Annotated in this window: 25 protein-coding genes; 10 read left to right on the forward strand and 15 right to left on the reverse strand. The window is 70.9% G+C overall.

The window, feature by feature from the left end:
- Positions 1-19 precede the first annotated feature (19 nt).
- Positions 20-1,597, forward strand: a complete 1,578-nt coding sequence (locus tag O0S08_RS46565; protein ID WP_269035995.1) for a bifunctional 3-(3-hydroxy-phenyl)propionate/3-hydroxycinnamic acid hydroxylase — start codon at positions 20-22, stop codon at positions 1,595-1,597.
- Positions 1,598-1,616: 19 nt separating this feature from the next.
- Positions 1,617-2,342 carry a hypothetical protein gene (locus tag O0S08_RS46570; protein ID WP_269035996.1) on the forward strand — a complete coding sequence of 242 codons (726 nt, stop codon included), beginning with the start codon at positions 1,617-1,619 and terminating at the stop codon, positions 2,340-2,342.
- Positions 2,343-2,660: 318 nt separating this feature from the next.
- On the opposite strand, the gene O0S08_RS46575 is transcribed toward O0S08_RS46570, so the two are convergent.
- A complete protein-coding gene (locus tag O0S08_RS46575; protein ID WP_269035997.1) occupies positions 2,661-2,918 on the reverse strand; it encodes a hypothetical protein in 258 nt (85 codons plus the stop codon).
- Between the two features lie 171 nt (positions 2,919-3,089).
- On the opposite strand from O0S08_RS46575, the gene O0S08_RS46580 reads away from it, so the two are divergent.
- The gene (locus tag O0S08_RS46580) at positions 3,090-3,494 is read left to right on the forward strand and encodes a hypothetical protein (RefSeq protein WP_269035998.1); all 405 of its coding nucleotides are present in this window, start codon (positions 3,090-3,092) and stop codon (positions 3,492-3,494) included.
- Between the two features lie 494 nt (positions 3,495-3,988).
- Here O0S08_RS46580 and O0S08_RS46585 read toward each other — a convergent pair whose 3' ends face one another.
- On the reverse strand, positions 3,989-4,582 hold the full coding sequence (locus O0S08_RS46585) for a class I SAM-dependent methyltransferase (protein ID WP_443094085.1): 594 nt from the start codon (positions 4,580-4,582) through the stop codon (positions 3,989-3,991).
- A 281-nt stretch (positions 4,583-4,863) separates the two neighbouring features.
- On the opposite strand from O0S08_RS46585, the gene O0S08_RS46590 reads away from it, so the two are divergent.
- Entirely contained in the window at positions 4,864-5,319 is a 456-nt protein-coding gene (locus tag O0S08_RS46590; RefSeq protein ID WP_269036000.1) for a hypothetical protein, read from the forward strand.
- Between the two features lie 88 nt (positions 5,320-5,407).
- A complete protein-coding gene (locus O0S08_RS46595) occupies positions 5,408-6,196 on the forward strand; it encodes a hypothetical protein (RefSeq protein WP_269036001.1) in 789 nt (262 codons plus the stop codon).
- A 27-nt stretch (positions 6,197-6,223) separates the two neighbouring features.
- Here the strand turns inward: O0S08_RS46595 and O0S08_RS46600 are convergent, their stop codons facing one another.
- Positions 6,224-6,943, reverse strand: a complete 720-nt coding sequence (locus O0S08_RS46600; protein ID WP_269036002.1) for a hypothetical protein — start codon at positions 6,941-6,943, stop codon at positions 6,224-6,226.
- Between the two features lie 110 nt (positions 6,944-7,053).
- Between O0S08_RS46600 and O0S08_RS46605 the strand changes: the two genes are divergently transcribed.
- A complete protein-coding gene (locus O0S08_RS46605; RefSeq protein WP_269036003.1) occupies positions 7,054-7,446 on the forward strand; it encodes a VOC family protein in 393 nt (130 codons plus the stop codon).
- Between the two features lie 70 nt (positions 7,447-7,516).
- Here O0S08_RS46605 and O0S08_RS46610 read toward each other — a convergent pair whose 3' ends face one another.
- The 5 genes from O0S08_RS46610 to O0S08_RS46630 all read right to left on the reverse strand — a co-directional run bounded on the left by O0S08_RS46610 (position 7,517) and on the right by O0S08_RS46630 (position 14,433).
- Positions 7,517-7,720, reverse strand: coding sequence for a hypothetical protein (locus O0S08_RS46610; RefSeq protein WP_269036004.1), 204 nt, complete (start codon positions 7,718-7,720; stop codon positions 7,517-7,519).
- 156 nt (positions 7,721-7,876) lie between these two features.
- The gene (locus O0S08_RS46615; protein WP_269036005.1) at positions 7,877-9,313 is read right to left on the reverse strand and encodes a CotH kinase family protein; all 1,437 of its coding nucleotides are present in this window, start codon (positions 9,311-9,313) and stop codon (positions 7,877-7,879) included.
- Between the two features lie 86 nt (positions 9,314-9,399).
- Complete coding sequence (locus O0S08_RS46620; protein WP_269036006.1) at positions 9,400-10,746, reverse strand: DUF1552 domain-containing protein; 1,347 nt, start codon at positions 10,744-10,746, stop codon at positions 9,400-9,402.
- Positions 10,743-12,401: a DUF1592 domain-containing protein gene (locus O0S08_RS46625; RefSeq protein WP_269036007.1), complete on the reverse strand. Its 1,659-nt coding sequence runs from the start codon at positions 12,399-12,401 to the stop codon at positions 10,743-10,745. Before O0S08_RS46625 ends, O0S08_RS46620 begins: the two co-directional genes overlap by 4 nt.
- A gap of 22 nt (positions 12,402-12,423) precedes the next feature.
- Positions 12,424-14,433, reverse strand: a complete 2,010-nt coding sequence (locus tag O0S08_RS46630) for an NHL repeat-containing protein (RefSeq protein ID WP_269036008.1) — start codon at positions 14,431-14,433, stop codon at positions 12,424-12,426.
- Between the two features lie 688 nt (positions 14,434-15,121).
- Here O0S08_RS46630 and O0S08_RS46635 point away from each other — a divergent pair.
- The 4 genes from O0S08_RS46635 to rbp all read left to right on the forward strand — a co-directional run bounded on the left by O0S08_RS46635 (position 15,122) and on the right by rbp (position 18,721).
- On the forward strand, positions 15,122-15,280 hold the full coding sequence (locus O0S08_RS46635; RefSeq protein ID WP_269036009.1) for a hypothetical protein: 159 nt from the start codon (positions 15,122-15,124) through the stop codon (positions 15,278-15,280).
- 453 nt (positions 15,281-15,733) lie between these two features.
- A complete protein-coding gene (locus O0S08_RS46640; protein WP_269036010.1) occupies positions 15,734-17,359 on the forward strand; it encodes a sensor histidine kinase in 1,626 nt (541 codons plus the stop codon).
- A gap of 263 nt (positions 17,360-17,622) precedes the next feature.
- A complete protein-coding gene (locus O0S08_RS46645; RefSeq protein WP_269036011.1) occupies positions 17,623-18,072 on the forward strand; it encodes a hypothetical protein in 450 nt (149 codons plus the stop codon).
- Between the two features lie 316 nt (positions 18,073-18,388).
- Positions 18,389-18,721 (forward strand): RNA-binding regulator, encoded by a 333-nt coding sequence (rbp, locus tag O0S08_RS46650; protein WP_269036012.1) that lies wholly within the window; start codon positions 18,389-18,391, stop codon positions 18,719-18,721.
- 28 nt (positions 18,722-18,749) lie between these two features.
- Here rbp and O0S08_RS46655 read toward each other — a convergent pair whose 3' ends face one another.
- The 7 genes from O0S08_RS46655 to O0S08_RS46685 form a co-directional block, all read right to left on the reverse strand.
- On the reverse strand, positions 18,750-19,334 hold the full coding sequence (locus O0S08_RS46655) for a hypothetical protein (RefSeq protein WP_269036013.1): 585 nt from the start codon (positions 19,332-19,334) through the stop codon (positions 18,750-18,752).
- Between the two features lie 120 nt (positions 19,335-19,454).
- Positions 19,455-20,630 (reverse strand): hypothetical protein, encoded by a 1,176-nt coding sequence (locus O0S08_RS46660; protein WP_269036014.1) that lies wholly within the window; start codon positions 20,628-20,630, stop codon positions 19,455-19,457.
- 164 nt (positions 20,631-20,794) lie between these two features.
- The gene (locus O0S08_RS46665; RefSeq protein ID WP_269036015.1) at positions 20,795-22,075 is read right to left on the reverse strand and encodes a lamin tail domain-containing protein; all 1,281 of its coding nucleotides are present in this window, start codon (positions 22,073-22,075) and stop codon (positions 20,795-20,797) included.
- A gap of 133 nt (positions 22,076-22,208) precedes the next feature.
- Positions 22,209-23,543 (reverse strand): TolC family protein, encoded by a 1,335-nt coding sequence (locus O0S08_RS46670; RefSeq protein ID WP_269036016.1) that lies wholly within the window; start codon positions 23,541-23,543, stop codon positions 22,209-22,211.
- Entirely contained in the window at positions 23,540-24,745 is a 1,206-nt protein-coding gene (locus O0S08_RS46675; protein WP_269036017.1) for an HlyD family secretion protein, read from the reverse strand. Before O0S08_RS46675 ends, O0S08_RS46670 begins: the two co-directional genes overlap by 4 nt.
- 3 nt (positions 24,746-24,748) lie before the next feature.
- Complete coding sequence (locus tag O0S08_RS46680; protein ID WP_269036018.1) at positions 24,749-25,432, reverse strand: DUF4956 domain-containing protein; 684 nt, start codon at positions 25,430-25,432, stop codon at positions 24,749-24,751.
- The gene (locus O0S08_RS46685) at positions 25,429-26,202 is read right to left on the reverse strand and encodes a polyphosphate polymerase domain-containing protein (RefSeq protein WP_269036019.1); all 774 of its coding nucleotides are present in this window, start codon (positions 26,200-26,202) and stop codon (positions 25,429-25,431) included. The genes O0S08_RS46680 and O0S08_RS46685 overlap by 4 nt, the downstream gene beginning before the upstream one ends.
- Positions 26,203-26,303 lie beyond the last annotated feature (101 nt).

Here is a 26,303-nt window from a genome sequence, read left to right on the forward strand (position 1 = left end):
GTGCGCCTATTTTCCGGGAATGTCCACACCGTCGTTCGCCGTCGCGATCCTCGGCTGCGGCCCGACCGGGGCCGTCCTCGCCAACCTCCTGGGCAGGCTCGGCCTGCGGATCCTCGTGCTCGAGCGCGAGCCCGAGGTCCACCCGATCCCGCGCGCCACCCACCTCGACGAGGAGACCCTGCGCAATTTCCAGGCGACCGGCCTCATGAGCGAGCTGTGGCCGCACACCTGCGAGTTCGGCGAGGCCGAGATCGTCGACGAGGACGGCGCGCCGTTGATGGTCGACCGGATCGGCGAGCGCGACAACCCCCACGGCTACGACGGTTCGCGCTTCTTCGATCAGCCGGCCTTCGAGCGGGTCCTCCGCGACGGCCTGCGTCGTTATCCGCAGGTCCACCTCGAGCTCGGCGTCGACGTCCTCGGCATCGACGTCCACGCCGACTACGTCGTCCTCACCGCCCGGCGCGCCGACGGCGAATCGCTGGTCGTGCGCGCCGACTGGCTGGTCGGCTGCGACGGCGGCCGCAGCCTCACCCGCGGCGTGATCGGAGCGACGATGACCTCGCTGGCCCCGCGGCGCCACTGGCTCATCGTCGACACCTTGCTGCGCGACCTCGCCGACGACGCCGCCCTGCCCGGCCGCTTCCGCTATCGCCTCGGCCGCGAGCGCCTCAGCATCTTCGCCCACGGCATCGGCCGCAACCGCCGCTGGGAGTTCCAGCTCGGCGAGCACGAGGACGCGCCCGACGAGGCCACCGTGCGGCGCTGGCTCGCCCGCGACCTCGACCCCGACCGCCTCGAGATCACGCGGATCGCCAAGTACGCCCACAACGCCCTCCTGGCCACGATCTGGCGCTCCGGCCGGGTCCTCCTCGCCGGCGACGCCGCCCACATGATGCCGCCCTCCGCCGGCCAGGGCATGTGCGCCGGCGTCCGCGACGCGGTCAACCTCGCGTGGAAGCTCCACCGCGTGATCACCGGCCGCGCATCACATGTCCTTTTGGACAGCTACGAACACGAGCGCCGGCCCCACGTCGAGCAGGTCCTGCGCGGCACCCTGTTCATCGGCGCTCGCCTGCAGGCCGACGACGCCCTTCAGCGCTGGCGCCGGCGCCTCGTCCTGCGCCTCGTCGGGCGCGTCCCGCCGCTGCTGGCCCTCACCCGCCGCCTCGGCATGCGTCACCCGCGGCTGCGTCACGGCTGCTTCGACCCCGCCTCGCGCTGGCACGGCCACCCGCTGCCGCAGGTCCAGGTGCGCCGCGGCGACCTCGACCTCTCGCTCGACGACCTGCTCGGTTATCGCTTCGCCCTCGTCGTCCGCGCCGAGTGCGTCACGCCGCGCCTGCGCGAGTGGGCCGCCGGCCACGACATCGCCCTCGCCCGCCCCGGCGTCGACTTCGAGGCCCACGCCGCCGACCTGCTCGCCTTCCTCCGCGCGCGCCGGCTCGACTTCGTCCTCGTCCGCCCCGACCGCCAGATCTTCGGCGCCGGCGACGTGACGGCTCTGCCCCGCGTCCAGGCCGCCTTCGACGCCCGCTTCGCCCCCGTGCGCCCGGCCCCCCGCGAGCCCGTGACCTCGGCCCGGCCGTCGCGGTAGACAGGTCCTGCCGCGCCGCATGAACACGCCCCGCTTCACCCGCGAGCCCGCCCGCAACCCCGCTCACGGCGACTGGGATCCGCACCTCCCGTTGCCGCCCGGGCTCGTCGCGCTCGAGCTGGGGCTCGTCGTGGGACCTGTCCTCGAGGACATCGACTACATCACCGATTACTCCGGCCCGTCGGGCGACGATCCCCAGCTCCGGCGCTACCGCGCCCTCGTCGACGTCCTCCCCGCCGACGCCCTCGTGACCTGGCGCGCCCGCCTCGTCGCCCTGCTCGCCGCGCTGCTCGAGCCCGGCGAATCCTGGTACCTGTTCGTGGCCGGCCCCCTCCCGCCCGACTTTTCGGAGGCGAACGAGATCTTCGTCGGCCGCGTGCTCGCTGGCGACTTCGAGTTGAACGGCGCCTTTGCGATCCTCGAGGTCACCGCCGACGACCTCGCGGCCCACGCGGTCCTGTTCGGCGCCTGGGATCACGTCGCCGGCCTCGTCGCCGCCGAGGGCCAGCTGCCGGCCGTGCTCGCCCGCCTCAGCCTCGCCGAGGCCCTGCCGACCGGCCAGCGATACCGCCCCGGCTCGCCGTTCCGCGTCCGCGACACCTCCGCCCTGGAGCGCATCCTCGGCCTCGGCCGCCTTTTCTTCGAGGAGACCGACAACGGCACCCGCCTGCGCCTCGTCACCACCGCCGACGCTGCCCCCGAGCTGCGCTCCCGCCTGGAGCGCATCACCGACGACCTGCGCTGAGCGCCTTGCTCGCTCCAGGGCGCATCCTCGAAGTCCCGCGCCGAGCGCCATCTTCGATCGCCGGCTCTGCCCTCACGCCGCGAGCACAGCCCCGACGACCTGCTCCGAACACCCTGTGCTCGCTTCGCGCGCGCATCATCGCCGGCTCTGCCACGCCTCGAGCGCAGGCTCCGAGCGCCCCCGCGTCGAGCGCCACCTTGTCTCGGCGGCGCTCTGCCCCAGGAGGCCCGACCGGACGACCCTCACGGCGCGCTCCTGCTCGCCGCTGCATCCTCCGCAGATCGCCCGCGCCACGCTCGCGTGCGGTGATCGATGTACTCACTGCACAGCGTCGATCCGCCATGTCGGCGGGATCGCGCCGTCACGGTTCATGGCGGCGCAGGTGGCAGTTTCATCGTCGCGCTCGCTGTACTCCAGCGCCTCGCCGGCCCGAGCGTGCGCGTGCGAGATCTCCTCGATCCGTCCCAGATCTTCCGCGAGACCCATCCAGCGGCCAATCGGCGATACACTGTCCTTCACGGAGACCGCCCTGGCGCCCCGCAACGCCCTCCTGCGCGGCGGCGCGTTATCGCGCATCGAATTCGTACATCCTCACCGCGCCACGTGTGAACTCGAGTTCACGGTCGCAGCCTCGATCTGTCGGCCGGTTCGTGTCGCTAACAGGTCCCGCTTATGCCTGCGCCGAAGCTCTTGCTCGTCGTCCCGCCCGCGACCGCCGTCGCCCACGCAGCCGCCCGGTTTCCTGCCGTGCCAACCGCTCGCCTCCGTTTTCGCGCCGCCGACGACCAGCCCGATTGCTTCTACATCGAAGTCCACGCCGGCGCCGCGCCGCGCTCCTACCGCGTGTTCGTCTCGCCGGCTCCTGGCGGCTCGCAGCTCGAGTTCCGCGACCTCGGCGACGCCGCCAGCGTCGTCACCGCCATCTTCGTCGTCGGCCTGGTCGCCGCCACCTGGCACAGCCTCGGCTTCCTCTCCTTGCTGCTCGCCCTGCCCTCCGCGGTGCTCTTGCGGGTCGCCGCCGAATCGTCCGCCGGCGAGGCCGAGCAGGCCGAAGTGTTCGCCGCCCTCGTGTCCGCCTTCGAGCCGCTGCGCCGGCCCGGCTTTCCCTACCGCGCCGTCCGCGACCCGCGAGCCGTGGGCAACGGCGTGTGATCGATCGCCGCGCTCGAGGAGCCGACGCGATTTTTTGAGAAGCAACCCAATGGGATGAATCACGGATCGGCAGCTCGTGGCTCGAGTCGGTGATCGAGCCAATCACTGCACCGGGCTCATCCGTATGAGCCTGTCCTTTCGGACATAAGGCGACGACCTCGGGTCGCTCTGCGTTCAGCGACCGCCTCGAAGACGCTCCTCGCGGGCGCGCGAGAAGCCGAAACGAGCGCACTGACTCGCGGATACGACCTCGCCTGTTCGACGATGCTCCTCGCGGGCCCGCGAGAAGCCGAAACAAGCGCGCTGGTTCGCGGATACGACCTCGCCCGTTCGACGATGCTCCTCGCGGGCCCGCGAGAAGCCGAAAACAAGCGCGCTGACTCGCGGATGCGACCTCGCCCGTCGCGCTCCTGTGCGCGACTCGCAGGAGCCGCGACGGCGAGCTCGGCGGGCCTTCCGTGTTTCAGGTTCCAGCGAGCTCGACCATCGAGGCCTCACCGCGTCACGCCGGTCAGCGCCACGAACTCGCGCTCGTTGTTCGAGTACGCCAGCTTCTTCGCCCACGTCGTCGGCAGCTCGCCGACCTCCTCGCGGCCGACGCTGCGGGCCGTCACCTCGAAGCCCGCGGCCGCGTACGCCTGCACCAGCCCGGCCGCGCGGACCTCTCCCTGCAGCCCCGGCAGCGCCTGCACTGCCAGCGGATCGCCGGGTCCGTAGCCGAACACCACCTGCAGCGACGCCCCCGGCTTGCACAGCCCGCGCAGCCGCGCGAGGCCTTCGGCCTCCGGCAGCGCCACCGCGCGCAGCAGCGAGCCCCACGGCAGCAGCACGGTCAGCGCGTCGACCAGGCCGACCAGCTCGCCCGGCGCCCGCTCCAGCGGCAGCAAGCCGAACAGCACGTTGGCCAGGCCGCCGCGCGCGGGCTTGCCGGCGGCCTTGCGCGACGGCTCGCGCAGGCCCTCGGCGCTCGCGTCGACCCCGATCACCAGAGTCGACGGCTCGCTGCGCGCGCGGCGGAGCGCGAACGCTCCGTCACCTGTCCCGAAGTCCAGGTGCACCGCGCGGTGACGAGCCGCCAGCTCGGCCAGTCATCAGCGGTCGACCCAGTGTTCTTTTTTGCCCTCGACGCGGTGCATCTGCCGCCCCAACCGCGCCTCTACGGCCCTTATTCCCCGCTCGACACCTCCGGCCGTCTTCGCCGATCCTGCCTCTGCCGATGCAGGACCTCGTACTCACCGCCGAGTCTCCGGACGGCGTCTGGCGCTTCGAGGCCGGCCGCCTGCGCGCCGGGTAGCGGGTCGTCGATCCGCCGACGATCGACTTCTTCGACCGCTGGACCTTCGCCCGCTTCTGTCCCGGAGGACAGCTGATGCTCGCCTTCGAGTCCGGCCAGCCGTGGAGCGAGCACGGCTCCTACGGCGACCGCTACGGCGGCGTCCAGGTCCTCGCCGCCAGCGCCGACCCGTCGCACTGGCAGACCGTCGCCATCGAGTACGACTACCGCGCCCACGACGCCACCTTCATCCCCGACGACGTCGCCTGGCACCCGCGCGGCGTCCTCGCCTCGCTGCACGACGGCTGTCTCTGCGGACAGGTCTTGAAATTTCCCCGCCCTCCGATAGACGACCTGATCTGGAACCCGCGCGACAGCGACCGCGGCTGCGAGTTCACCTTCGATCGCGGGGGCGCCTGGCGCCGCCTCGAGCTCGACGAGCACGGCCACCTGCTCACCGCGTACGACCAGGACGGCCGCAACCGCTTCGACCTCGTCCGCCGCCGCACCGCCCGCGACGACGCCGACTGGGCCGTCCTCGCGGTCTACTGAGCCGCCCTCGGTCACGGTCGCTCCGCACGAACTCCCTGGATCGGTATCGGGCCGCCTGCACGTTCAGGTACGCTCGACCCGCTCCGCGATGCCGCCCCGAACCGACCGATCGCTGAAGCGGCGGCTCGCCGCGCTCGTGTTCGTCGGCGCGTGCGCCCGCGCCGAGGCGCCGTTCCTGCCCTCCTCGCAGGAGCGCGGCGGAGATGCTTGCACGCAGGCCGCCGTCGATTACCTGTCGGCGAGCATGGCCCTGAACTTCTGCGATCACGACGACGAATGCGTGGAGATCGTCCCGGAGCCGTGCCTGTCCAGCTATTACGCCAACATCGCCACGGCGGAGCGCTCGCTCGTGTCCGTCGAGCGGGACCTCGCCGCGCGCTGCCGCGTGGCCACGACCGGCTGCGAGCGATCGCCGCTGGGCAGGCCGCGCTGCCGCCAGGGCCGCTGCGTCGGCGGCCGCACGCGCTCGTATCAGCGCGGCCTGTGGTGCTGGTTCGAGCCGGTGCAGGTCGTCGCGTTCGATCGGCCGCACGTCCTCCTCGCCTGGCGCAACCCCACCGATCCCGAGCCCGATCGCGCGCTCGTGATCGTCGACGAGCCGGGGCGAATGACCGTCCGCGTCGACTGGGGCGGCTGCAGCGGAGACAAGGAGCTCCAGGTCGACTCGGTCGACCCGAAGGAGCTCGTGCGTCGGCGCGACGGCGACCACGAGATCCTCGAGTTCCCCGTCGTGCCGTACCGCTACGAGCTGCGGCTCAGGCCTGCCTCCGTCGGCTGTCGTCGCGCCAGCCTCACCGTCCACCTCGACCGCGCCGACGGGACGCCGGCTGTCAGTCGCAACCACGGGCTCCTCTACGCTCAGGTCTGCGAGGATTGAAGCGCGCCCGCGATTCGCCGCGAGCGCCTACGACGATTCGCCGCTGCCGGTCGGGCCGAGCCGCAGGCCACGGCACGCCAGCACCAGCTTGGCCCGCTGAGAGCCCTCGGCGCTCGCCTCCACGCGTTCGACGTCGATTCCGGCGATCTTGAACTCCACCCGCGCCAGCACCGGCCCGGTCTCGGCGGCCAGGTACTCGAGCGCGCCCTCGCGGTCGACCAGCGACTCGGCCGCCTCCCAGTCGGCGTCGCCCTCGACCGCCAGCTTCACGCGCTGCAGCCCGCGGCGGCCGAGAGTGATCGTCAGCGCATCGATCTCGTGCACCGGCTGCGGCGCCGGCCCGTGCAGGTGCACGCGGCAGCCGATGATCGTCGGCGGCTCGCCGCGCGCCTCCGCGGTCGCCGCCCCGCCCTGCATCTCCGCCGTCTTCGCCTCGACCTGCAGCCACAGCGCGCCCACCCCGTCGGGGTCGACCGAGGGCAGGCCGAGCTCGACCACCCGCGCGCCGCCGAGGGCCAGCCGCTCGACCTCGCGCCCCTCCTCGTCGAACGCCACGATCGCCGCGTCGCGCCGCTCGTCGTAAAGGCTGCCCTCGACCCACTCCCAGAACAGCGGCTCCGGCTCGACCAGCAGCGCGCCTTGCCGGTCGCGGAGCCACGGGTTCACGTCGAAGTAACCGTCGCCCGGCGCGCGCACCCAGCCGGCGTGCAGCGTCTCGTCGAGCTCCAGCGCGAATCGCTTCCTCATCCCGCTCCCGCCTCTCCGGGGCAGCCTACCACGCCCCCCCGCGGGCGAGCGCGCCGCCTCGCGCGCACCGGGCTCGGCGGTAGCGCTCCATTCCGCGCTACCTTCGTGGCATGAACCTCAATCAGGTCACCCTGCCCTCGGCCGACGTCGCCCGCGGTGCTGCCTTTTATCGCCGGCTCGGCCTGCGGCAGATCGTCGCCAGCCTGCCGAAGTACGCCCGCTTCGAGTGTCCGGACGGCGGCAGCACCCTCTCGCTCCATCACGCCGACGCCCTCGTCGGCGCCACCGGCGTCGTCGTCTACTTCGAGTGTCCCGACCTCGACGCCCGGGTCGCCGCGCTCAAGCAGCGCGGCCTCGTGTTCGACAGCGACCCCGTCGACCAGCCCTGGCTGTGGCGCGAGGCCTACCTGCGCGATCCCGACGGCAACGTCCTCTGCCTGTTCTGGGCCGGCGACAACCGCTTCGCCCCGCCGTGGCGGCTCGCCGAGCAGCCCGCCGACTAGGGGCATTCGCGGCCTCGGCGCCAATCAAACGAGTGTCTTCGAGGACATGTCCTCGAAGACACATAAAATCTCAGCGACGGGTCTTCTTCTCGATCACCCGGAAGGTCACCCGCACCTTGCCGGGGCCGAGCGAGCGGCGCGCGTCCATCGCCAGGATCTGCTGGTGCTCGGCCTCGTGCGCCGCGCGGAACGCCGAGATCTGCTCGTTCAGCTGGGCGTCGCTGGTGAACGCGAAGTCGTGGTTCAGGGTGATCTTCTCTGGCTTCTTCGGCATCGCTGCGACCGCGGGGAACGCTACCCGCCCGCGCTCGCACGCGCAAGCGCCTCGCCCGCGACCGCGGCGGGCGGACGCCGCACCGCCGCGGTCATGACAATGCGAGGAGCGCCCCGTGGAGCGGCGCGGCCGCGCCGGCCCGACGCGGCGAACTCGCTACTGCTCCACGCAGTAACCCAGGCCGTCGTCCTTCCCGCCGGACTGCCAACAGACCAGCCAATCGTCGACGAAGTCGTAGCGGACCTGGATGTATTCACGCAGGGCCTTCACCTTGTTGTGGTAGGTCGTGTTGGTGTAGGGCTTGTTGGTGTCCGTGAGCACCGCCTCCTCGATCTGCGCCGACATCTCGTCGACCCATCCGAGCATCTTCGCCGGCTGGTAGCCCTCGTGGAGGATCTGGTCGATGATGTCGATGTAGAGATCGAAGTACGCGGGGTCCTTCAGGCTGATGTCGTACCAGGTCCGCCCGTGCGAGGTGAGCTTCTCCCACACGAAGGGGTCCGGGTTCACCGGGTAGGGGCCCTCGGGCGGGTCTTCGAACCGCTCCAGCGTGTTGTCGAGATCCCACGGCAAGAGCATGAACTTGCCCCGCGACGGGTCGTCGTAGACGTAGAAGTTTTTCCCGCCCGCCCACGCGCCGTCGGAGTCGGGGAGCACCGCCTCGGCCGCGTACGTGAGGAGCGCCTGCTCGATGTCGAGGATCTCCTCGACCTCCTCGAGGGTGTTCGCGTCCTGCAGCTGCTCGAGGCGGGACTCGTCCGCGTTGTCTTTGTTGGCCTGGAGCTGCCAGTTGTTCCGCTCCCACAGCCCGCCGCTCGGGTCGTCCATGACGCGCTCGAGGAACTTTTCGTCGAGCTTCTCGAGGTTGCTGAAGATGCCGTAGTACTCGCCGTTGACGACCAGGCGGGCGTTGTTGGCGCAGGGCGCCGCGATGCCCACGGAGCGCATGAATCGCAGCGACAGGCGATCGCGCAGCATGTGCCGGTTGTAGGTGGCCGCGTCCAGGGCCACGCGCTTGAGCCCCAGGAAGTGGCCCTTCTTGGTCTGGGCGTCGAACCCGATCTGGAACTGCATCTTGTCGCCGCCGGGGACCGGGTTCCACCAGGTCGGGTTGCCGCGCAGGCGGATCGAGGCGTTGTGGATGCGGATGTCGCCGTACTTGAACTCGGCCAGCGGGTGATAGGGGTTGGTGTTGACGCCCGCGTCCTCGTTGGCCTGGCCGTTGTTCCACTCGTCCATCAGCTGCGCCCAGACGTCGGGCTCGACGGTCACCTCGAAGGTCGGCAGCAGGTCCTGGGCATAGATCGCGTGGCACCCCTCCGCGTCGACCGGCGGGATGTCTTCGTTGGGGTCGTGCTCGAGCCCGGGCATGTCCGGCGTCGCCGCGGTGGAGTCCGTCTCGCTCGTGGCGCCCGGCCCGCCCGTTCCCTCCGTCACCTCGGTCTCGGTGGCGCTCGACGTGTTCGTCGGCTCGACGCTCCCGCCCGACGTCCCCGGCGCCGTCGACCCCGGCTCCGACGACCCCGGCGTCTCGGTCTCCTCCGTCGCCGGGGGGTCCTCGGTGCACGCCAGGGCGCTGCAGCACGCGGCCACCCAAAACCATCCTGTATGTTTACAAACTGAGATCATTTCTCCTGACTCCCCTCGATGCCCTGCGATCCTCGGGCCTGCGCCGCCGCTCAAGCGCGCAGGCCCGGCAGCTCCCCGCTGTTGTAGACGGGGTTGCCGAACTGGTCGTCGTCGATCCCCATCGCGTTCTGCAGCGACACGAACAGCTGGTTGTGCGTGGCCGTCTTCGGCTGGACCACGTACCGCCCCGTATTGAAGTAGCCGCCGGCGCTGCCGGCCAACACGTAGGGCATCTGGCGCCGGTCGTGGTTGTTCCCCTTCGCCTGCTCGTTCACCCACACCAGGACGCAGCTGTCGAACAGGGTGCCGCCGCCCTCGGGGATGGCCTTGAGGCTGGAGATCAGGTACGCCAGCTGCTCGGCGTACCAGGTGTTGATGCGCGTGTTGTGCTCGACCATCTTCGTGTCTTCGTCGCCCTTGTGGGCCAGCGAGTGATGGCCCTCCCGCAGCTCCTCGCCCATGAACGAATAGACGTAGTCGGCGGCCGAGTGCGTCCACATCAGCGTGCCCACGCGCGTCAGGTCGCAGGCCATCGCCATCGCCAGGAGGTCCATCTGCAGCTTCCCGATCGCCGGCAGCTGCTCGACCCGCGAGGGGTCGAGCGGCGCGCCCAGGTCGAGCACCTTGCACTCGCCGCCGAACTGCACGCCCGCGCCCTGCAATCGGTCCTGGATCGACGCCAGCGAGGAGACGTGGATCTCGAGCTTCTCGCGGTCCTGGTCCTCCATCCGATCGGCGAGGCGCCGGTAATCCAGCGACACCTGGTCGAGCAGCCGCTGGCGAGTGCGACGCTGCCGCTCGAGGTCGCCCAGCGACGCCTGGGGGTCGCCGAACAGCCGCGCGTAGGCGGCGGCAGGGTCGTTCTCCGGCGGGATCGGGTCGCCGGGGCCGCGGTAGCTGATCCGCCCGCCGACGTCGGACTTGCCCACCAGCATCCCGAGCTCGACCGACGGGAACGGGGTCTCCTGCCCGATCGCCTGCGCGATCTTCTGGTCGATCGAGACCCCCCCGGCCCAGCCCGCCGACTCGCCGGCGTCCCCGGCGAAGGTGCCCTCGAGCAATTCGGTCGCCGTCAAGCTCTGGCCGGTGCCCTTCTGGTGGGCGTCGCCGGGGCCGTTGAACGCCGACTCCATGTCGACGTTGCCGAGGACGAGCAGGTCGTCGCGGTGCTCCGCGAGCGGGGTGAGGATCTGGCTCAGCTCGAAGTCCAGCTCGCCGCCCTTCGGCCAGAAGTTCACGGGCACGGTGCCGTTGGGGGTGTAGAAGAAGATGATGCGCTTGGGCGGCGCCTCGGGGTTGGCGAAGGTGGGCCGGCCGCGCGACAGGAGGGGCAGCGCGAGCGCCGAGGCCCCGAGGTATCGCAGCAGATCGCGGCGGGTGTGACGAATCCGATTCATTGCTCTTCTCCCTTCCAGACGCCGGGCGCCCGGCGGTAGCGGAACGCGGCGGTCTGCGTGAGCGCCGTCAGCAGCTCCTGGATGCGATATCCGGAGGACGCGAAGGCCTCGCGGACCTGGGCCAGGCTCTCGTCGTCGGCGTCGGTCTCGGCGCGCCCGTGCGCGAAGCGGAACCACTGGGTGGTGACGCAGTCGCGGACCTGCTGGCTGTCTGCGAGCAGCGCCCCGAGCTCGCTCGCCCCCTCGAAGGGCCCGACGATGTCCGCGACCCCGAGGACCTCGCCGCTCGCGTCGATCTCCAGCCCGTTCTCCCGGTCGCGCCAGCGACCGAGCGCGTCGAAGTGCTCGAAGCCGAGGCCGACCGGGTCGAGCAATTGGTGGCAGCCGGAGCACTGCGGGTCGACCTTGTGCTGCTCGAGCTGCTCGCGCGTGGTCTTGGTGATGTCGACCTCGGGCGGCTCGGGGACCACGTCGGGCGGAGGCGGCGGCACCTGGCACAACAGCCGCTCGCGCACGAATTTGCCGCGGTGGACCGGCGAGGAGCGGTTCGGCTTGGCGTAGAGGGCGAGCAACCCGGCCTGGGTGAGGAACCCGGAGTAGCGCTTCGGATCGAGCTCGACCTTCACGAACTCGTCGGCGTCCGCCGAGGGCGCGGGGAGCCCGTAGAACTCGGCGAGCTGCTTGTTGACCATGGTGAACGGCGCCGTGAACAGAGTGTCGAGCGAGGCGTCGGCGTCGAAGATCGCGGACTCGAAGAAGACCTCGGCCTCCTTCTGCCACAGCGGCAAGAGCGACGGCTGGTAGTCGGGGTAGAGGTCGACGTCCTTGCCGATGCCCGCGAGCACGGTGGTGATCTTCTGCAGGCCCAGCCACTGGCGGTGGAAGTTCCGCACCACCTCGCGCGCCCGCGGGGCCCGCAGCAGGCGGCGAGCCTGCGCCGCGAGCTGCTCGGGCGTCCGCAGTTGGTCGGCGTCGGCCGCGTCCATGAGGATCCGATCGGGCGGGCTGTTCCAGAACAGGAAGGACAGCCGGCTCGCCATCTCGTAGGGCGAGAGCTCGTCGATGCCGTCGGCGTCGGGGCTCCCACGCCCGAACTCGACGCGGTAGAGGAAGTGCGGCGACTGCAGCATCCCCGAGATCGCCAGCGTGACCCCGCCGAGCGCGGAGAACCCGTCGTCCATGGCGGTCCCGTCGCTGAAGACCATGAACCACTCGTCGACCTCCTCGTCGCTGAGCGGGCGGCGAAAGACGTCCCTGCCGAAGCTGCGCACCCACTCCTTCGCCGCCGCGCCGCACTCGCCCGTGATGCTGGCGGCGTCCTTGCATTCGCCCAGCCCCTCGAGGACGGCCGGCCCGTGCCGACCCGCGATCTTCTCGGCGGCGTCGAGGAACTGCTCGGCCAGGAGCGGGCTGACGACCAACGCCGCCGCCTGATTGTCGTACCCCAGCGCGGTCTCCTCCGGGACGAACGCGTCCGCGGGCCGAGTCGTGTCGCCGAAGAGCTGGAAGATCGCGTTGTTGTACTCGACCCGGGTGAGCCGGCGCAGCGGCGAGGGCCCGGGATCGCCGCTGCTGAGAGTCGGCTTGTCGTCGCCGTCGCAGGCCGAGCTCGCGACGAGCAGCGACAGGAGCGTGATGCTGAGTGACTTCGTCATTGGGTCCACTCTCTTTCCGACCTCAGAGGGCCGGGAATTTGGCGATGTAGCCGTCGCTGTTGCCGTAACCGCGGAGCTCGCCGGCCGGGTCGAGGTCGAGCTTCGACGCGAAGTAACGCCCCACCACCAGGGGGTGGCCGGCCGAATCGGCGTCGACCCCGAGCGCGATCTCGGTGCCGCTCCCGCCCCAGCGCCGCGCCGACAGGTTGTTGCCCGACGCGTCGAAGCGGGCCAGGTAGACGTCGCTCTTGCCCGCGCTGACCGTGTCGCCCGCGTCGCCGAACCGCGCCGCCCCGGCGAGCGAGCCCGCGAGGAAGATCGTACCGTCGACGCCGATCGCCAGGCCCGGCCAGGTGTTGGTCTCGTAGACGTTCTCGAATTGGTCGAGCTCGTCACCGTAACCGAAGGCCCACACCGCGGCGCCTTCCGGCGTGAAGCGGGCCAGGAAGATGTCGCGCGCGCCGGCGGAGGCGAGCTGGTCCGTCTTGCCGCCGAAGTCGAGCGCGCCGGAGAACGCCCCGGTGATCACGACCTCCCCGTTGCCCGCGAGCGCGATGTCGTAGCCGCGATCGCTGCCCGCGCCGCCGGCCGAGTGCGCCCACAGCGGAGCGCCGTCGGGCCCGTACTTGCCGACGATCACGTCGGTCTCGCCGACCGCTTGCAGATCGGCCCCGCCGAAGTCGACCGTCTCGGAGAAGTACCCCGTGAAGTAGACCCCGCTGTCGTCGGCCGCGACGCCCCAGCCGTAGTCGTCACCCGGGCCGCCGATCCGCTCGACCCACTCGATGTCCCCGCCGGCCCCGGCGAGCTTCATGACGAACAGATCGCGCAGCCCCCGGCTCATGAACTCGGTCTCGCCGAAGATGGCGTCGCTCGTGAGCGTGCCGGTCACGTACACGTTGCCCGCGGGGTCGACCGCGACGCGCTCGCTGCGCTCGGGATCGATGCCGCCGACCATCGTGCTCCACAGGTGGTTGCCGCCGCCGTCGAAGCGGGCGACGAAGATGTCGTCGGTGCCGCGGGCGTCGAGCGGGCCGCCGCCGAAGTCGACGATGCCGAACGCCCGGCCGACGAGCACGATGTTGCCCGCCGCGTCGACGACGACGTCGCCCACGTACTGGTTGCTGCTGTCGCCGAAGACGTGGGTCCAGAGCGAGTTGCCGAATTTGTCGTAGCGGGCGAGGAAGATGTCGTGCTTGCCGTTGACGGAGGCGTGGACCCCGTCGCCGAGGCCGACCGTGCCCTCGAAGTCACCGGCGACGATCACGTCGTCGTTGGTGCGATCGACGGCGACCGCGCGGGCCTGTTGGTTGCCCACGTTCTGGTAGCCGATCGCCCAGGTCTCCGCGCACGCCGGCGTCGCGCCGTCGCAGTTCTCGTCCTCGGGCGTGAGGCAGTTCTCGCCCAGCGGCGCCACCTCGCCCTCGCAGGGCCCCCACGACGAATCGTCGAGGCAGCTCTGCACCCCGGCCTTACAATTGCCCAGACCCTGGGTCTCCGGGAGGCCGGAGTAGCACTCGCGCGTCTCACCAGGCGCGCACGTGGTCGGCGGCGGCGGGACGGCGTCGGTGTCGGTGTCGGTCTCGGGCTCGCCCCCGCTGCTGGTGCTGCCATTGTCCTCGGTCGGGGTGTACTCCAGGCCGGAGATCCACTCGACGATGCACTGGACATCCTGCTCGGGGAGCGGCTCGCTCCCGAGCGGCATCGCGACGCCGCAGCCGGGGTCGGGCCTCAGCTTCTCGATCAATACGCTGCTCTCGGGGTCGGACGGATCGGCGATCGGGCCCCCGCACTGCGTGGCCGGCTGGAGCACGATTCGCCGCTCCAGGTCCGCTCCCACCAGATCGAGCCCCGCAGCCGGATCCGCGCCCTCGTGGCACGCCGCCGTCGAGCACTTCTCGACGAACAGCCGCGGGACATCGAGCTCCGCGCACCGATCCGTGGCCGGCGGCGTCTGAGGCGATTCGTGGCAACCTGAAACCGTCATGGCGAGCCCGAGCGCCGCCAGCCAGTGGTGGGTGCAGTGATCCATACAGTGGTCCATGCAAAATCCGGTGTGTCGTCAGGTGCACATGAGCCGGACGGAATCGCGCGACCGATACCGATGATTCGCGCCCCTGCGTCTTGCTACACGTGTCAGTGTTTTAGTCGCCCGCGGCCCGCAGCCCTGTCGCGATATCATCGAACCGTTCATCGTCCGGTCGTAGGGCTGGCGCTGCGTCGACAGCGTCGGCTGGTAATTCCTTGGGCTGGATCCGAGTGGCGCGCAATGACGCCGTCCACACGCGACCGCGCTCGAAATCGTCGCTCAGAGAGTCCCTGGCCCGCCGTCATCACGCTCGGCGAGACGGCCCTCGAACATCCGCCACAACGATCAATGTCGCGAGGCCGACGACGTGCCGCCGCGGAGGCACGTTCCACGCACCCGAACGACGAGTGAGCATTCGCCTCTCGCCGGAGCCGACCCCCGATCGATCACCGTCGAGCCAGATCCGCGGCGCGCCTTCGAGCCCGGCCTCGACTCTCTGGTGCGCTCGATCGCCGGCGTCGCGCGGTGCCACGACAGAATCACGGGGCGCTCGGAGATCCCGATCACAGCCGCGGCCGCCTCGTGAACACCCACTCGAGCCTCCGCTCGCGCTGCGGAGGCGACGCCGGCCCGACGTTGCACCGCCGCGGAACACGAGCGCGATCCTCGAGCGGGACAGACGATTCACGAGGTGCCGAGCAGAGGTGCCTGTGCGCTCGTCGCGGGTCCGCTGCGCCCGTCCCCGTCCACGCGCCCCGGGACCGCGACCGACGACCCGGCCCCGAACCCGCCCGCGCTCCCGCAGCAGTTCCGCGGTCAGGGCGCGCTCAAGCGGCTCGTCGTGTTCTGACCCCGAAACGGCACGATCATGAACGATTGGCGGCCGAACGGCGGCGCCGACGCCTACACCTTCGGCGGATCCTCCAGCCGCTCGAGGCGCACGAGCAGGACATCATCGTCCTCGACCGCGACCCCGAAGCGCAGGCGCGCAAGACCGACACCGCGGCACGATCGGCCGCCGATGCTCGGGGACTTCATGGACTCGAGCGAGGTCGGCAACATCCTCGCGGTCGGCAAGCTGCGGATGGACCTGCTGACGATGCCCCTGGCCTGCGTAGCGCGCCCCGGCGGACGCCGGGCGGCCCGCCGGCGTCTCTGTCCTTCGGGACATATTGCGAGAATCGAGACCGTGGCGCAGGCGCCCGGCGGGGCCGACCGCCGGGCGCGCCGCTCATCCGCGGGGAGACCGGCGCAGCGCCGGTGGTTCGCTTCGCGGCCGATGCTAGGCTCGATCGGGGTCGGGATGAATTTCGTTCAGCAACACCGGCAGCAGATCCTGCTCGAGTGGGCGACCGAGGCCGGCAAGGCCGCGTCCGCCCGCGGGCTGTCGGACCTCGAGCTGAAGAACATGATGCCGTTCCTGCTCACTGCGCTGGCCGGCGGCGCCGACCGGGAGAAGGCGCTCGGGCGACACATCGAGAGCCACCTCGGCGACCGCATCCGCCGCGGCTTCGAGATGGGCGAGATCGTGGAAGAGTTCGCCATCCTCCAGCGCTGTATCACCGATTGCGCGCGGGGCTCGCCCTCCTCCGAGCGGCCCAGCGAGGAAGAGCTCGCGCGGATCTTCGTGACCCTGCAGAGCGTCATGGTGCGGACCGCCGACGTCTTCCAGGAGCACATGCGGCTCGACGAACAACATGAGAAGCGCTACCTCGGCCTGCTGCGGACCCTGGCCGACCAGGCCCTCAGGGCGCCACAGGAGCAGCCGGGCTCGCTGACCGACCGGCTGCAAGAGGCGATGCAGATCGTCCGCGAGGCCACCGGGGCCGACGCCGCCGCGCTCCTGTTGTACGAGCCCGAGAGCCGCAACCTGGTCACCAGGGCGGTCGCTGGCGACGCCGCGGCTCAATTGCGAGAGTTCGCCGCCTCCGTCGACCTCGACTCGTTCACGGGGCAAGTCGCGGCGCACGCCGAAGCAACCGTCGTGGACGACGTCGTCACCACCGAGCTCGAGGTCAGCGACGCCCTCCGCTTCAGCGGGATCCACTCGCTGCTCGGCGTCCGCCTCCCGCGCCACCGCCGATTCCTCGGCATCATGTACATCGGCCTCCGCGAGGCGCGGACCTTCAGCAGCCGTGAGATCCGCCGGCTGGAGGCGCTGGGCGAGGGACTCACGCTCCACCTCGACAACGCGAAGCTCCACGCCGAGCTCCGCGAACGCCTCGCCGAGGTCGAAACCGAACGCAAGCTGCGCGAGCGCTTCACCGCCGTCCTCGCCCACGACCTCCGCGGTCCGCTGTCGACCGCCAAGATGAGCGCGCTGCTGCTCAAGAAGATCGGCAACGGCGCGCAACGGCCCGAGCTCATCGATCGCATCCACAGCAACCTCGACGTCATCGACCGAATGATCCACGACCTCCTCGACGTCGGCCGGCTGCGCGCCGGTCAGCGGTTGCCCCTGCGCATCGACTGGTGCGACCTGCGCACCCTCGCCGAAGAGGTCGTCGAAGACCTGCGGCTGGTGCACGGCTGCTGCTTCGAAGTCGCGGGCGCTCACGATGTCCGCGGCATGTGGAGCCGTGACGAGCTCAAGCGGGCGCTGTGGAACCTGGCCGAGAACGGCATCAAATACGGCACCCCCGACAGCCCGATCACGCTTCGAGTCGAGCGACGAGCCCATGAGGCCGAAATCGGGGTCCACAATTTCGGCCCTGCGATCTCAGGGGCGAATCGTGAACACATCTTCGACCCGTTCGCGCACGGCCGCACTCCGCCGCGGGTCGGCGAGAGCTGGGGCCTCGGCCTCGCCGTGGTGCGGGCCTGCGCCGAGGCTCACGGCGGCAGCGTATCGGTCACCAGCGACGAGAGCGACGGGACGACGTTCACCATGGTCCTGCCCCTCGATGCGAGGCCGTATCAGCCGGCGTAGCACCGGCCACGGTCCTCACCTGTGCCGCAAACGGGCGCTGAATCAGCGGAGCGCGAGACACGCGGTGGTTCGCGTGCTACGGTGGTCCGTCTTGCTCACGAAGAACGTCGGGCTGCGACGACGAAGCCTCGAATCGTCGCGTGCCCAACAATTTTGCATGCCAAATTTTTACACGCCCAACTTCCACGGCCACGCGCCGGCTCGCCTGGAGCGCCGGACGGAGCACTGCGCGGGCGACGGTCCACGCGAGCGAGCCTGAGCCGATGCAGATCAATGGACTTCACCTCCCGACCGCATTGATGCGGGCGATCGGCGAGCGACGGTGGCGCCGGCCCGCTGTCGAAGTCCTCCGCCGTGTCTTCCGCGAGAGCCCGATCAAGGTGCAGCTCTACGACCTGGATGAGATGCGCGCGGCCAATCACCGGTGGTTGGAAGAGAAGGATCCCGCATACTTCGGCCGCTCGGACGCCAAGAAGCCGCCGGGCAACATCGACCCGGCGCGCTCGTTGCTCCTCGGGCTCCTCGGCCCCCACATGCCCTTCGCCCTCGATTATCGCACCTCCGACGATCGGCCCTCCGTCCTGTACCTCCACTCGGGCGGCGACCAGTGGATCACCGTCGCCGGCGACATCGAACAATTGCTCGCTCGCCTGCAACTCGACGGACTGCCCGCTGGCCTCGACTCGTGCGCTCCCGCTCGTCGCGTGCGCTAGCGCGGCGGCTCATCCGCAGCCGCCTTGCGCTCGACGAATCCCGCCTCACGCACACGAGGCCCCGACCCGGCCGCATTGCCGTCGCGGCGGCGTGGTGCTAGGGTCTCGATGTCATTCGTTTCTGGCGCACTTGCACGCTCGGGCTTTGGTCGACTCCGCGTCGCCTGAACGTCACGGGGTTCATTTCCGGCGACGTTGATGGTGCAGCACCTGCCTTGCTGCGATCTTCGTTCGAGCGCCGGCTCTTCGACCGAGAATTCCCCCGCACACACCGGCGCGCTGCGCCGAGAGCCCGATCCAGAGACGAATCAAGACAATGGGTAACCGACTCTTCGTAGGCAACCTCTCCTTCCAGATCACCGACAGCGACCTTCAGCAGGCCTTCCAGCCGTACGGTACGGTCAAAGAGGTCAAGCTGATGACCGACCGCGAGACCGGTCGCTCGCGCGGCTTCGCGTTCATCGAGATGATGAGCGCCACCGACGCCCAGCGCGCGATCGAGGCGCTGCACGGCGCGTCGCTCGACGGCCGCCCGCTGCGGGTCTCCGAGGCGGAGGAGCGGCGCTCCTCGGGCCCGTCGTTCGGCGGCAATGGCGGCAATGGCGGCGGCTACGGTCGCAAGCCCAGCCGCGGGGGCGACCGCTACTGAGCAGGTCCTGCGAGTTCTACGCTGCGCGTCACGGCGCAGCGTAGAACTCTTCGCCGAGCGGGTCGCCGGCGACTCGCTCGAGGTCTCCTTCGGCGGCCGGCCGTCGCAGCGCACCGGTGAGGATGAGCAATTCCCAGCGGGCGCGCATGTGGGCCGGGTCCGCCAGCGCAGCGGCGATCAGGGGCGCGTAGCCGCCGCTGCCCCAGCCGCACCCGTCGGCGAATTGAAGCGGCCAGCAATTGCGATAGAACAGCCACAGGACCTTGCGCAGGGCGCCCGCTGCAAGACCATCGAGCCCGGCGTCCCGTGCCGCCGCCTCGGCGAGGATCCACGGCCCGCTCTCGTACGTCCAGTTGCGATTGCCGCGCGCGAGCTGATATTCCAGCAACGCGCACGTGCGACGATGGACCCCCTCGACCGCGAGCCTGCCGCGAAGATCTCCCATCGGCTCGGGCAGAGGGATCCACGTGCCCTCGCCGACGACGAGCGGCGGCTTGCTGGGGCGATGCCAGGAGATCGTGACGGCCCTGGTCAAGAGATCGAGCTCTGCGCCGAAGACCTCGACGCGCGCACGACGAATGCGCGGATCGACGCGCGACGCTCTGCTCGGCATGTTTTTTCATCATCGCACGCTTCGCCGTATTTGAGAAGCGAAACGAAACCCTGAAGAAAGGGGTGTCCCGGCCCCCCACGTCAGACCGGCACTCGAGCCGTCGCCGCCCAGCGTGTGCCTCTATGCGTCCTCGCGCCGCGTGAGCGTCGGCCCGGCGCCGGCGACGACGTCGATCGCCGGGTCGAGGCCGAACAGGTTGGCGTGGTGGATCCACCACACCCAGCACAGCATGCCGAACGGCAGATAGCCGAAGTACCCGAGCAGCGGCATCTCGTACACGTGCAGCACGCTGACGTACGGCACGTCGTACTTCCAGAAGTTGGGGTTCTGCGGCGTCGAGTAAAAATTCCACATCTCGCCGACCAGGTAGTTGAGCGCGGTGGCCAGGCCGATCAGGATCACCGGCGCCCAGTTGCCGCGGCGGATCGCCGAGAACGGGGTCCACGCGCCCGCCAGCGACACCGCCGCGGTCAATACCAGGAGCGGGCTCAGCCACAGCAGCGGGAACAGCGGCGCCGGCCACAGCACCAGCGCCGCCAGCGACGCCACGCCGAGCCACAGCAGCCGCCGCACCGCCGCGCGCGACAGCTCGATCTGCGGCCCGCGCTCGAAGCGGGCCCGCAGCGGCGCGATCGTCGTCAGCAATTGATAGACCACGAAGATCGACGGCAGCACCGTGGTGAACGCCAGGCCGAACCACACCAGGTAGCCGCACTGCGAGAAGATCGCGTCGTTGGGGTAGTACCAGTTCGAGCGCGTGAAGTAATTGAGGTACTCGAAGAAGTACCAGCACACGCACGAGGTCGCCGCGATCGCCAGCGTCGCCCACGGCCGCCGCGACACCAGCGAGACCCCGCCGGTGCGGCTGTAGACCACCCCGTCGAGCGCGAGGATGAAGCCCCACCACAGCGGCACGAAGCTGAACGGCACCAGCGGCGCGAACGCCTCCGGCAGCTCGCCCCACATCAGCGCCCACGAGGCCATCGCCAGCAGCACCCCCGGCACGCACCACGGCGGGAACCGGCCCGCCCGCGCGCGCGCCTCGGGAGCCGCCTCGACCGGCGCGAAGCCGAACCGCTGCGGCGCGCGCAGGAACTCGAGGATGCCGAGCGCCAGCGCCACGCCGAGGCCGAACACCAGCCAGCTGAAGCCCGGCACGTCGGGGCTCTTCGGCGGCGGGAACGTGCCCCACGTGTCGGGCATGTCGCCGTGGACCAGCAGGCGGGTGGCGAGCGGCGTCGCCACCAGGGCGAGCAGACCGAGGACGAGCGGCAGCTTGCGGACCTTCGCGGACATCGTCGGCCGCGACGTATACCACGGGCGCCGGCGGCCGTCGCCCGCGCCGGCGCGGCGGACGGGCGAGCGACCGCGCCCGCGGGCGGAGCCGAGCGGCCCTCTATCCATGGCCGAAAGGACATGCTCATTCGAACATGTCCTTCACGACTACCGCTCCGCGCGGCTCACTTCGAGTTGGCGGCGCCGAGGGTCGGCTTGCAGCCGGGCGACCAGCTGCCCTCGGGCCCGTCGGCGATCCGGCAGAACGACAGGGTGGCCTGCTCGAAGCCGTAGGTCACCTGCGAGACGGGCGTGAGGTCGGGCTTCAGCAGGGTCACGGTGTCGCCGTCCGAGCTGAGGCCGAACTCGTGCAGCCCGGGATTCTTGCCCTTCTTGACCACCATGAACTGCCCGGGCGCGAGCTTGGTGCCGGCGGCGAACACCAGCTTCTCGACGTCCGCGACCAGGTCGTAGCTGCCGTCGAGCGCCTTGTCGGTGAGGATCCACCCGCTCATGTCGACGGGGACGGCGCCGGCGTTGAACAGCTCGATGTCGTCATTGGTCGACTCGAGCTCGTTGATCGTCGCCATCACGTCGGACATGCACATCGACGTGTCGAGCAAGCACTGCGGGGTGCAGGTCATCGCCCCGGCGGTGAACCCCCGGTCGGCGCACTTGGCCGCGCCGACGTCGAGGCCGTCGCAGGCCTCGCTGCCCTCGCGCACGCCGTTGCCGCAGATCGTCAGCGCCTCGGTGTTGGCCGCGCCGAGGGTCTGCTCGCAGTGGCCCCACGAACCGATCCCATCGGGCAGGCGGCACCACGACACCATCGCCGCCACGCCCTCGAACGTCAGGGCGTCGATCACCGCGTCGTCGCCGTCGACCAGAGTCAGGGTCTCCTCGGTGTTCGAGCTGAGGCCGAACGGCAGCTCGCCCTCGCCGGTCATCGGGTCGAGCTCGACCAGCACCAGCCGCTCACCGGGCATCAGCGTGGTCCCGGCCGGGAACACGTAGGTCTTGTCGTCCGGCAGCATCGGCTCGTCGGACAGCTGCCAGCCGGACAGGTCCGCCGGCGCGCCGCCGGCGTTGAGCAGCTCGATCGCGTCGCCCCTGCCGGCGTACGGCCCCGACTCGGCGCCCTTCGACGTCAGCTCGTTGAGCGTGACCACCCACTCGATCGGCGAGCCCTCGCACTCGGACACGTCGAACGACAGGCAGTCCGACGCGCAGTTCAGCGGCCCGACGAAGCCCGGGTCGACGTCGGCGCACGACATCCCGCCGACCTCGGCGCCGTCGCACAGCTCGTCGCCCTCGACCACCCCGTCGCCGCACACCGACGCGGCCCCGGGCCCCTCCGACGTCACCTGCGGCTCGTCCCCTCCGGTCGTCGTGGTGCCGTCGTCCGGCTCGGTGCCCGCCTCGCTCGTGGCTTCCATCGGCGCGTCGTCGGTGGTGGCATTATTCATACCGCCGCCCTGATTGCAGCCGAGGGCCGCCGGTGCAAAGATGGAAAATAGTGAAAGAGACACTCCTACGATTCGACGCTCGAACATGACACACTCTCGATGATGGCAATGGGGGCGTGAAAGACGAGCTCTCTCAGCGCGGCAGCGGCGCCCCGACCGCGGCCTCGAGCTCGATGAGCGCGTCCCGGCGCTCGAAGCGGGCCGCCAGGTGCAGCCGACGCGCGGCGACCCGACGGGCCTCGATATCGAGGACCTCGACCACGTCGAGCGTCCCCGCCACCAGCGCCGCGTCCGCCTGACGCGCCGCAGCATCGACCTGCGGCAGCAGGTCGTGCTCGATCTCCTGGACCCGCGCGTCGGCCCGCTGGGCCCGCGCGATCGCCTCGCCGACCTCGCCGGCGATCGCCGCGACCTCGGCCCGCTCCTCGACCTGGCGCTGGCGGACCATCGCCTTCGCCGCCTTGATCTTGCCGCGGTTGAGGCTGAACAGCGGCACATCGACGGCGAAGCCGACGCCGAACGACGACGGCGTCGCCGGGCCCGGGCCGAAGAAATAATTGACCTGAGCCCAGCTGATCCACGGCGCCGCCTCGACCTTCGCCAGAGTGATCGCCGAGCGCGCCTGACCGACCTTCGTCTGCACCGCGCGCTGCTCCGGGCGCGAGCGCAGCGCCTGCTCCGTCAGCGCCGCGTGGTCGAGCACCAGGTCGTCGATGTCGAGCTGGGCCCGGTCGACGCGCACGCTGAACGTCGGCCCCGGCCCGACCACGCGGGCCAATTCGGCCTCCGTGCGGGCCAGCTCGCCGCGCAGCTTGCGGGCCTCGTCGACCGCCTCGGCGCGGGCCACCTCGGCCATCGCCAGCGCGACGTCCGTCGCCACCGCGCGCGCCACTCGGGCGCGGAGCTGCCGCTGTCGCTCCTCGCACAGCGACACCGCGCGCGAGACCTCCTCGAGGTCGGCGGTGAGCCAGGCCAGGCGGGCGAACAATCGATAGACTCTGGCCCGCAATTGCCGTCGCGCCGCCTCGGCCTCGCCCTGCGCGCCGGCGGCCGCGTGGCGGGCCCCGTCGACGCGGGCGCGCACGCTGCCGGGGCGGGGGATCGGCGCGCGCAGGCCCATGTTGAAGCCGAGCCGCCCGGGCGCAGAGTCGTCGACGCCGACGTTCGACACGCGGACGCTCGGGTTCTGGATCTGCCGCGCCGCGCCGATCTCCGCCGTCGCCACCTCCGCGCGCGCCTCGACCACCGCGAGCTCGGGGTTGTTGGCCAGCGCCAGCGCGTAGGCCTGCTCGACCGTCAGCGCGTCGCCGGCCTCGAGCGCCGCCGCGGTCGCCTCCGGCACGGCCCCGCGCGGGTCGCCGGCCTGCATCTCGCGCCAGGTCGCGATCGCCCGCTCGGGCGAGACCGCCGGCGCGCTCGCGCAGCCGACCGCCCACATCGCCGCGATCGCCGTCCACCCGCGATTCATGGCACCTCCGGCGCGCCGGCGCGGATCGGCGGGTGCAGCGAATCGATCATCGGCGCCGCGAGCACCTGCTCGTTCGTCGGCGACGCCGGCGGGTCGCTCGTCCCCGCCGCGCACGGCGACGGGTAGCCGAGGAAGCTGACCGCGAACGCCTGCCCCGGCAGCAGCGGCGCGTGCTCGTCGAGGGCGACCGCGACCTCGCGGCCCCACTCCGGAAGGTCGGGGTTCCGGCGGCAGCGCTCCGGCAATTCGGCGATCTGCGGCCCGAGCCGGGTCACGTGGGCGGTCACCGAGCGACCGCCGGCGCTGCGCGATCGCAGCAGCACCGCCTCGCCGACGCGGACCTGCCCGGCCTGGCCCTCGCGCAGGCACACCAGCACCTCGTCGTCGTCGCTCGGCCCGCGGCTGACGATCGTCAGCACCGGCGCATTGGGGCCCGCGACCTGGCCGGCGCGCACGTGGATCGCCGCCACCTGGCCGTCGGCGGGCGCGCGCAGCACCGTCTGTTCGCGCCGCACTGCCAACAATCGCTCGCGACCGGCGACCACCGCCAATTCGGCGCGGACCGGCTGCAGCGCCAATTCCGTCGCGTCGGTCGGCAGCGCCGCCCGGCGATCGCGGGCCGCCGCCGCCTGGCGCACCAAATCGGGCACCAGAGTGTCGGCCGCCTCGACCTCCTTGCGCAGCGCCGCGCGCTTGACCCCGAGCGCGTCGAGGTCGCGGCGGTCGGCCATGCGCTCCTTGACCAGCCCGGCGAGCGTGTCGAACTGGGCGCTGATCGCCCGCAGCTCGGCGGCGCGCACCTCGCGATTGCTGCGAGCGGAGCGAACGGCCATCTCGGCCGCCGCGATCGACTCGTCGGCCTCGCGCGCCTTGTCGTCGATCTGCATCGTCGTCTCGGAGCGGACCGCCCCGAGCGACGCCTCCAGCCGCGCGCGCTCGGCGGCCAGGATCGCCTGCTCGGCGTCGAGCTCGGCCGCGTCGAGCACCGCCACGACCTGGCCGGCGTGGACCTGCTGGCCCGGCGCCACCTCGATCGTCTGCACCCGGCCCGCCGCCGCCGGCCTCACCGTGGTCTCGACGCCGAGCGCGAACCCGACTGCGTTGCCCTCGGCGCGCACGTCGAGCCACAGCCAGCCGGCGCCGGCCATCGTCCCGACCCATACCACCCAGGGGAGAATGCGAGTCCTGATATACCCGGTCATGGCTCAGATCTCCACCGTCGGCTCTTGCAGCAGCAACGAAACGTCCTGGACCCCCGGCAGCGCCTCGAGCGCGCGCACCAGCGCCGCGCGGTGCCCCGGGTCGCCGAGCCGGACCTGATAGGCGTGCTCCATCGCCTCGCCCTGGGCCACCTCGCGCAGCGTCACCAGCGCGAGGAAGCGGCTGTGCTTGCGCAGCAGCGCCATCACCGGCGCCTCGTCGGCGCCGATCGGCAGCTGGAAGCGCAGGAGCCCGTCGAAGCGACGCTGGCTGCCGAACTCCGTCAGCGTCAGCAGCCACACCGCCAGGCAGAACAGCGCCGTGCCGCAGAAGGCCGCGGCGTGGGCCCCGAGCCCGGCGGCGATGCCGGTGCCGAGCCCCGCGAACACGAAGATCATGTCGCGAGGGTCGCGCAGCGCGGTGCGGAAGCGGACGATCGCCAGGCCGCCGGCGATGCCGAGGCCGGCCGCGATGCTGTTGCCGATCGCCAGCATCAACATACAGGCGATGATGCTGCCCATCACGATCGCGTGGACGAGCCCCTGCGAATAGGACATCCCGCGGAATGTCCACACATAGACCGCGCCGAGCACCTGCGTCAGGCCGAAGGCCAGCAGCAGCGCCAGGGCCGCGCTCTTGAGCGCGAACGGCTCGGCGTCGCCGGCCAGGAACACGTCGACCGGGTTCATCGCCAACCTCCCGCGAACCGGTAGGTCCGCGCGTCCATCGCCCCGTAGAAGGCCTTGATCGAGTTGCCGTACTTCGAGAACGAGCGCCGGGTCAGGTCGAGCCGCTCGACGATGTTGTGCAGCCAGAGCGGGACCTGAGTCGTGAACTTGAGCTCGAGCACGGTCAGCGACTCCGGCGACTTCTGCATGACCCCGTCGTCGAGCGCCCGCCAGTTGCGGGACGGCGCGGTGAACGTCCACTTGTCCATCGCCTGCGCGCGGATCCGCGTATCCATCGTCACCCGCACGTAGTCGTCGATGCGGCTGAAGTACGGCTCGCGGTCGTAGCGGACCAGCGTGAACGGCCGCAGGTGCAGCGTCCGCTGCAGCGCCAGGAAGCGCTCGACGGCCGCGCGGTCCTTGCCGGCGACCTCGGCGGGGATCGGCGCGGCCGGGTCGGACAGCAGCTCCGACCAGCACGCGCGCGAGACCCGGCCGCGGGTCTTGGTGATGACGTCGTTGATGCGCCGCTTGACCTCCAGGAACACCGGGCTGCCCGGCGCCTCGGCGTAGCCGCGCACGCGCATCTTGATCCGGTCGACCTGCTCGTGCTCGTTGGCCCAGTAGAGGCCCAGGAGCGGCGAGTCGAGGTACAGGCTCTCGATCGTGTAGCGCCCGCCCGGGCTGCGAGCGGCGTACGGGTCGATCTCACAGAACGGCCGGATCGCCGCGCGCAGACGCGCCGCGGTGGTGTCGTCTATCAAGTATTTGTACTCACGCCTCTCGATCACGTTCGCAGTTACCACGGACATGACACATCGCCCTCCGTCGTCGCCGCGCCCCCACGGCGCGCTGGTTGTGATGAATCGCCGTAGCGATCGTTCGGGCCCCC

Source organism: Nannocystis punicea (genome assembly GCF_026965555.1).
In the GTDB taxonomy this organism is placed as follows: domain Bacteria; phylum Myxococcota_A; class Polyangia; order Nannocystales; family Nannocystaceae; genus Nannocystis; species Nannocystis punicea.

Bases quoted from the DNA above. Each gene is read 5' to 3' on its own strand.
- O0S08_RS46565 (WP_269035995.1), top strand. From the start codon at position 20: ATGTCCACACCGTCGTTCGCCGTCGCGATCCTCGGCTGCGGCCCGACC.
- O0S08_RS46660 (WP_269036014.1), bottom strand. From the start codon at position 20,630: ATGTCCGCGAAGGTCCGCAAGCTGCCGCTCGTCCTCGGTCTGCTCGCC.
- O0S08_RS46630 (WP_269036008.1), bottom strand. From the start codon at position 14,433: ATGGATCACTGCACCCACCACTGGCTGGCGGCGCTCGGGCTCGCCATG.
- O0S08_RS46645 (WP_269036011.1), top strand. From the start codon at position 17,623: ATGCAGATCAATGGACTTCACCTCCCGACCGCATTGATGCGGGCGATC.
- O0S08_RS46640 (WP_269036010.1), top strand. From the start codon at position 15,734: ATGAATTTCGTTCAGCAACACCGGCAGCAGATCCTGCTCGAGTGGGCG.
- O0S08_RS46620 (WP_269036006.1), bottom strand. From the start codon at position 10,746: ATGAATCGGATTCGTCACACCCGCCGCGATCTGCTGCGATACCTCGGG.
- O0S08_RS46600 (WP_269036002.1), bottom strand. From the start codon at position 6,943: ATGAGGAAGCGATTCGCGCTGGAGCTCGACGAGACGCTGCACGCCGGC.
- O0S08_RS46610 (WP_269036004.1), bottom strand. From the start codon at position 7,720: ATGCCGAAGAAGCCAGAGAAGATCACCCTGAACCACGACTTCGCGTTC.
- O0S08_RS46670 (WP_269036016.1), bottom strand. From the start codon at position 23,543: ATGAATCGCGGGTGGACGGCGATCGCGGCGATGTGGGCGGTCGGCTGC.
- O0S08_RS46590 (WP_269036000.1), top strand. From the start codon at position 4,864: ATGCTCGCCTTCGAGTCCGGCCAGCCGTGGAGCGAGCACGGCTCCTAC.
- O0S08_RS46680 (WP_269036018.1), bottom strand. From the start codon at position 25,432: ATGAACCCGGTCGACGTGTTCCTGGCCGGCGACGCCGAGCCGTTCGCG.
- O0S08_RS46675 (WP_269036017.1), bottom strand. From the start codon at position 24,745: ATGACCGGGTATATCAGGACTCGCATTCTCCCCTGGGTGGTATGGGTC.
- O0S08_RS46665 (WP_269036015.1), bottom strand. From the start codon at position 22,075: ATGAATAATGCCACCACCGACGACGCGCCGATGGAAGCCACGAGCGAG.
- O0S08_RS46595 (WP_269036001.1), top strand. From the start codon at position 5,408: ATGCCGCCCCGAACCGACCGATCGCTGAAGCGGCGGCTCGCCGCGCTC.
- O0S08_RS46605 (WP_269036003.1), top strand. From the start codon at position 7,054: ATGAACCTCAATCAGGTCACCCTGCCCTCGGCCGACGTCGCCCGCGGT.
- O0S08_RS46570 (WP_269035996.1), top strand. From the start codon at position 1,617: ATGAACACGCCCCGCTTCACCCGCGAGCCCGCCCGCAACCCCGCTCAC.
- O0S08_RS46655 (WP_269036013.1), bottom strand. From the start codon at position 19,334: ATGCCGAGCAGAGCGTCGCGCGTCGATCCGCGCATTCGTCGTGCGCGC.
- O0S08_RS46575 (WP_269035997.1), bottom strand. From the start codon at position 2,918: ATGCGCGATAACGCGCCGCCGCGCAGGAGGGCGTTGCGGGGCGCCAGG.
- O0S08_RS46625 (WP_269036007.1), bottom strand. From the start codon at position 12,401: ATGACGAAGTCACTCAGCATCACGCTCCTGTCGCTGCTCGTCGCGAGC.
- rbp (WP_269036012.1), top strand. From the start codon at position 18,389: ATGGGTAACCGACTCTTCGTAGGCAACCTCTCCTTCCAGATCACCGAC.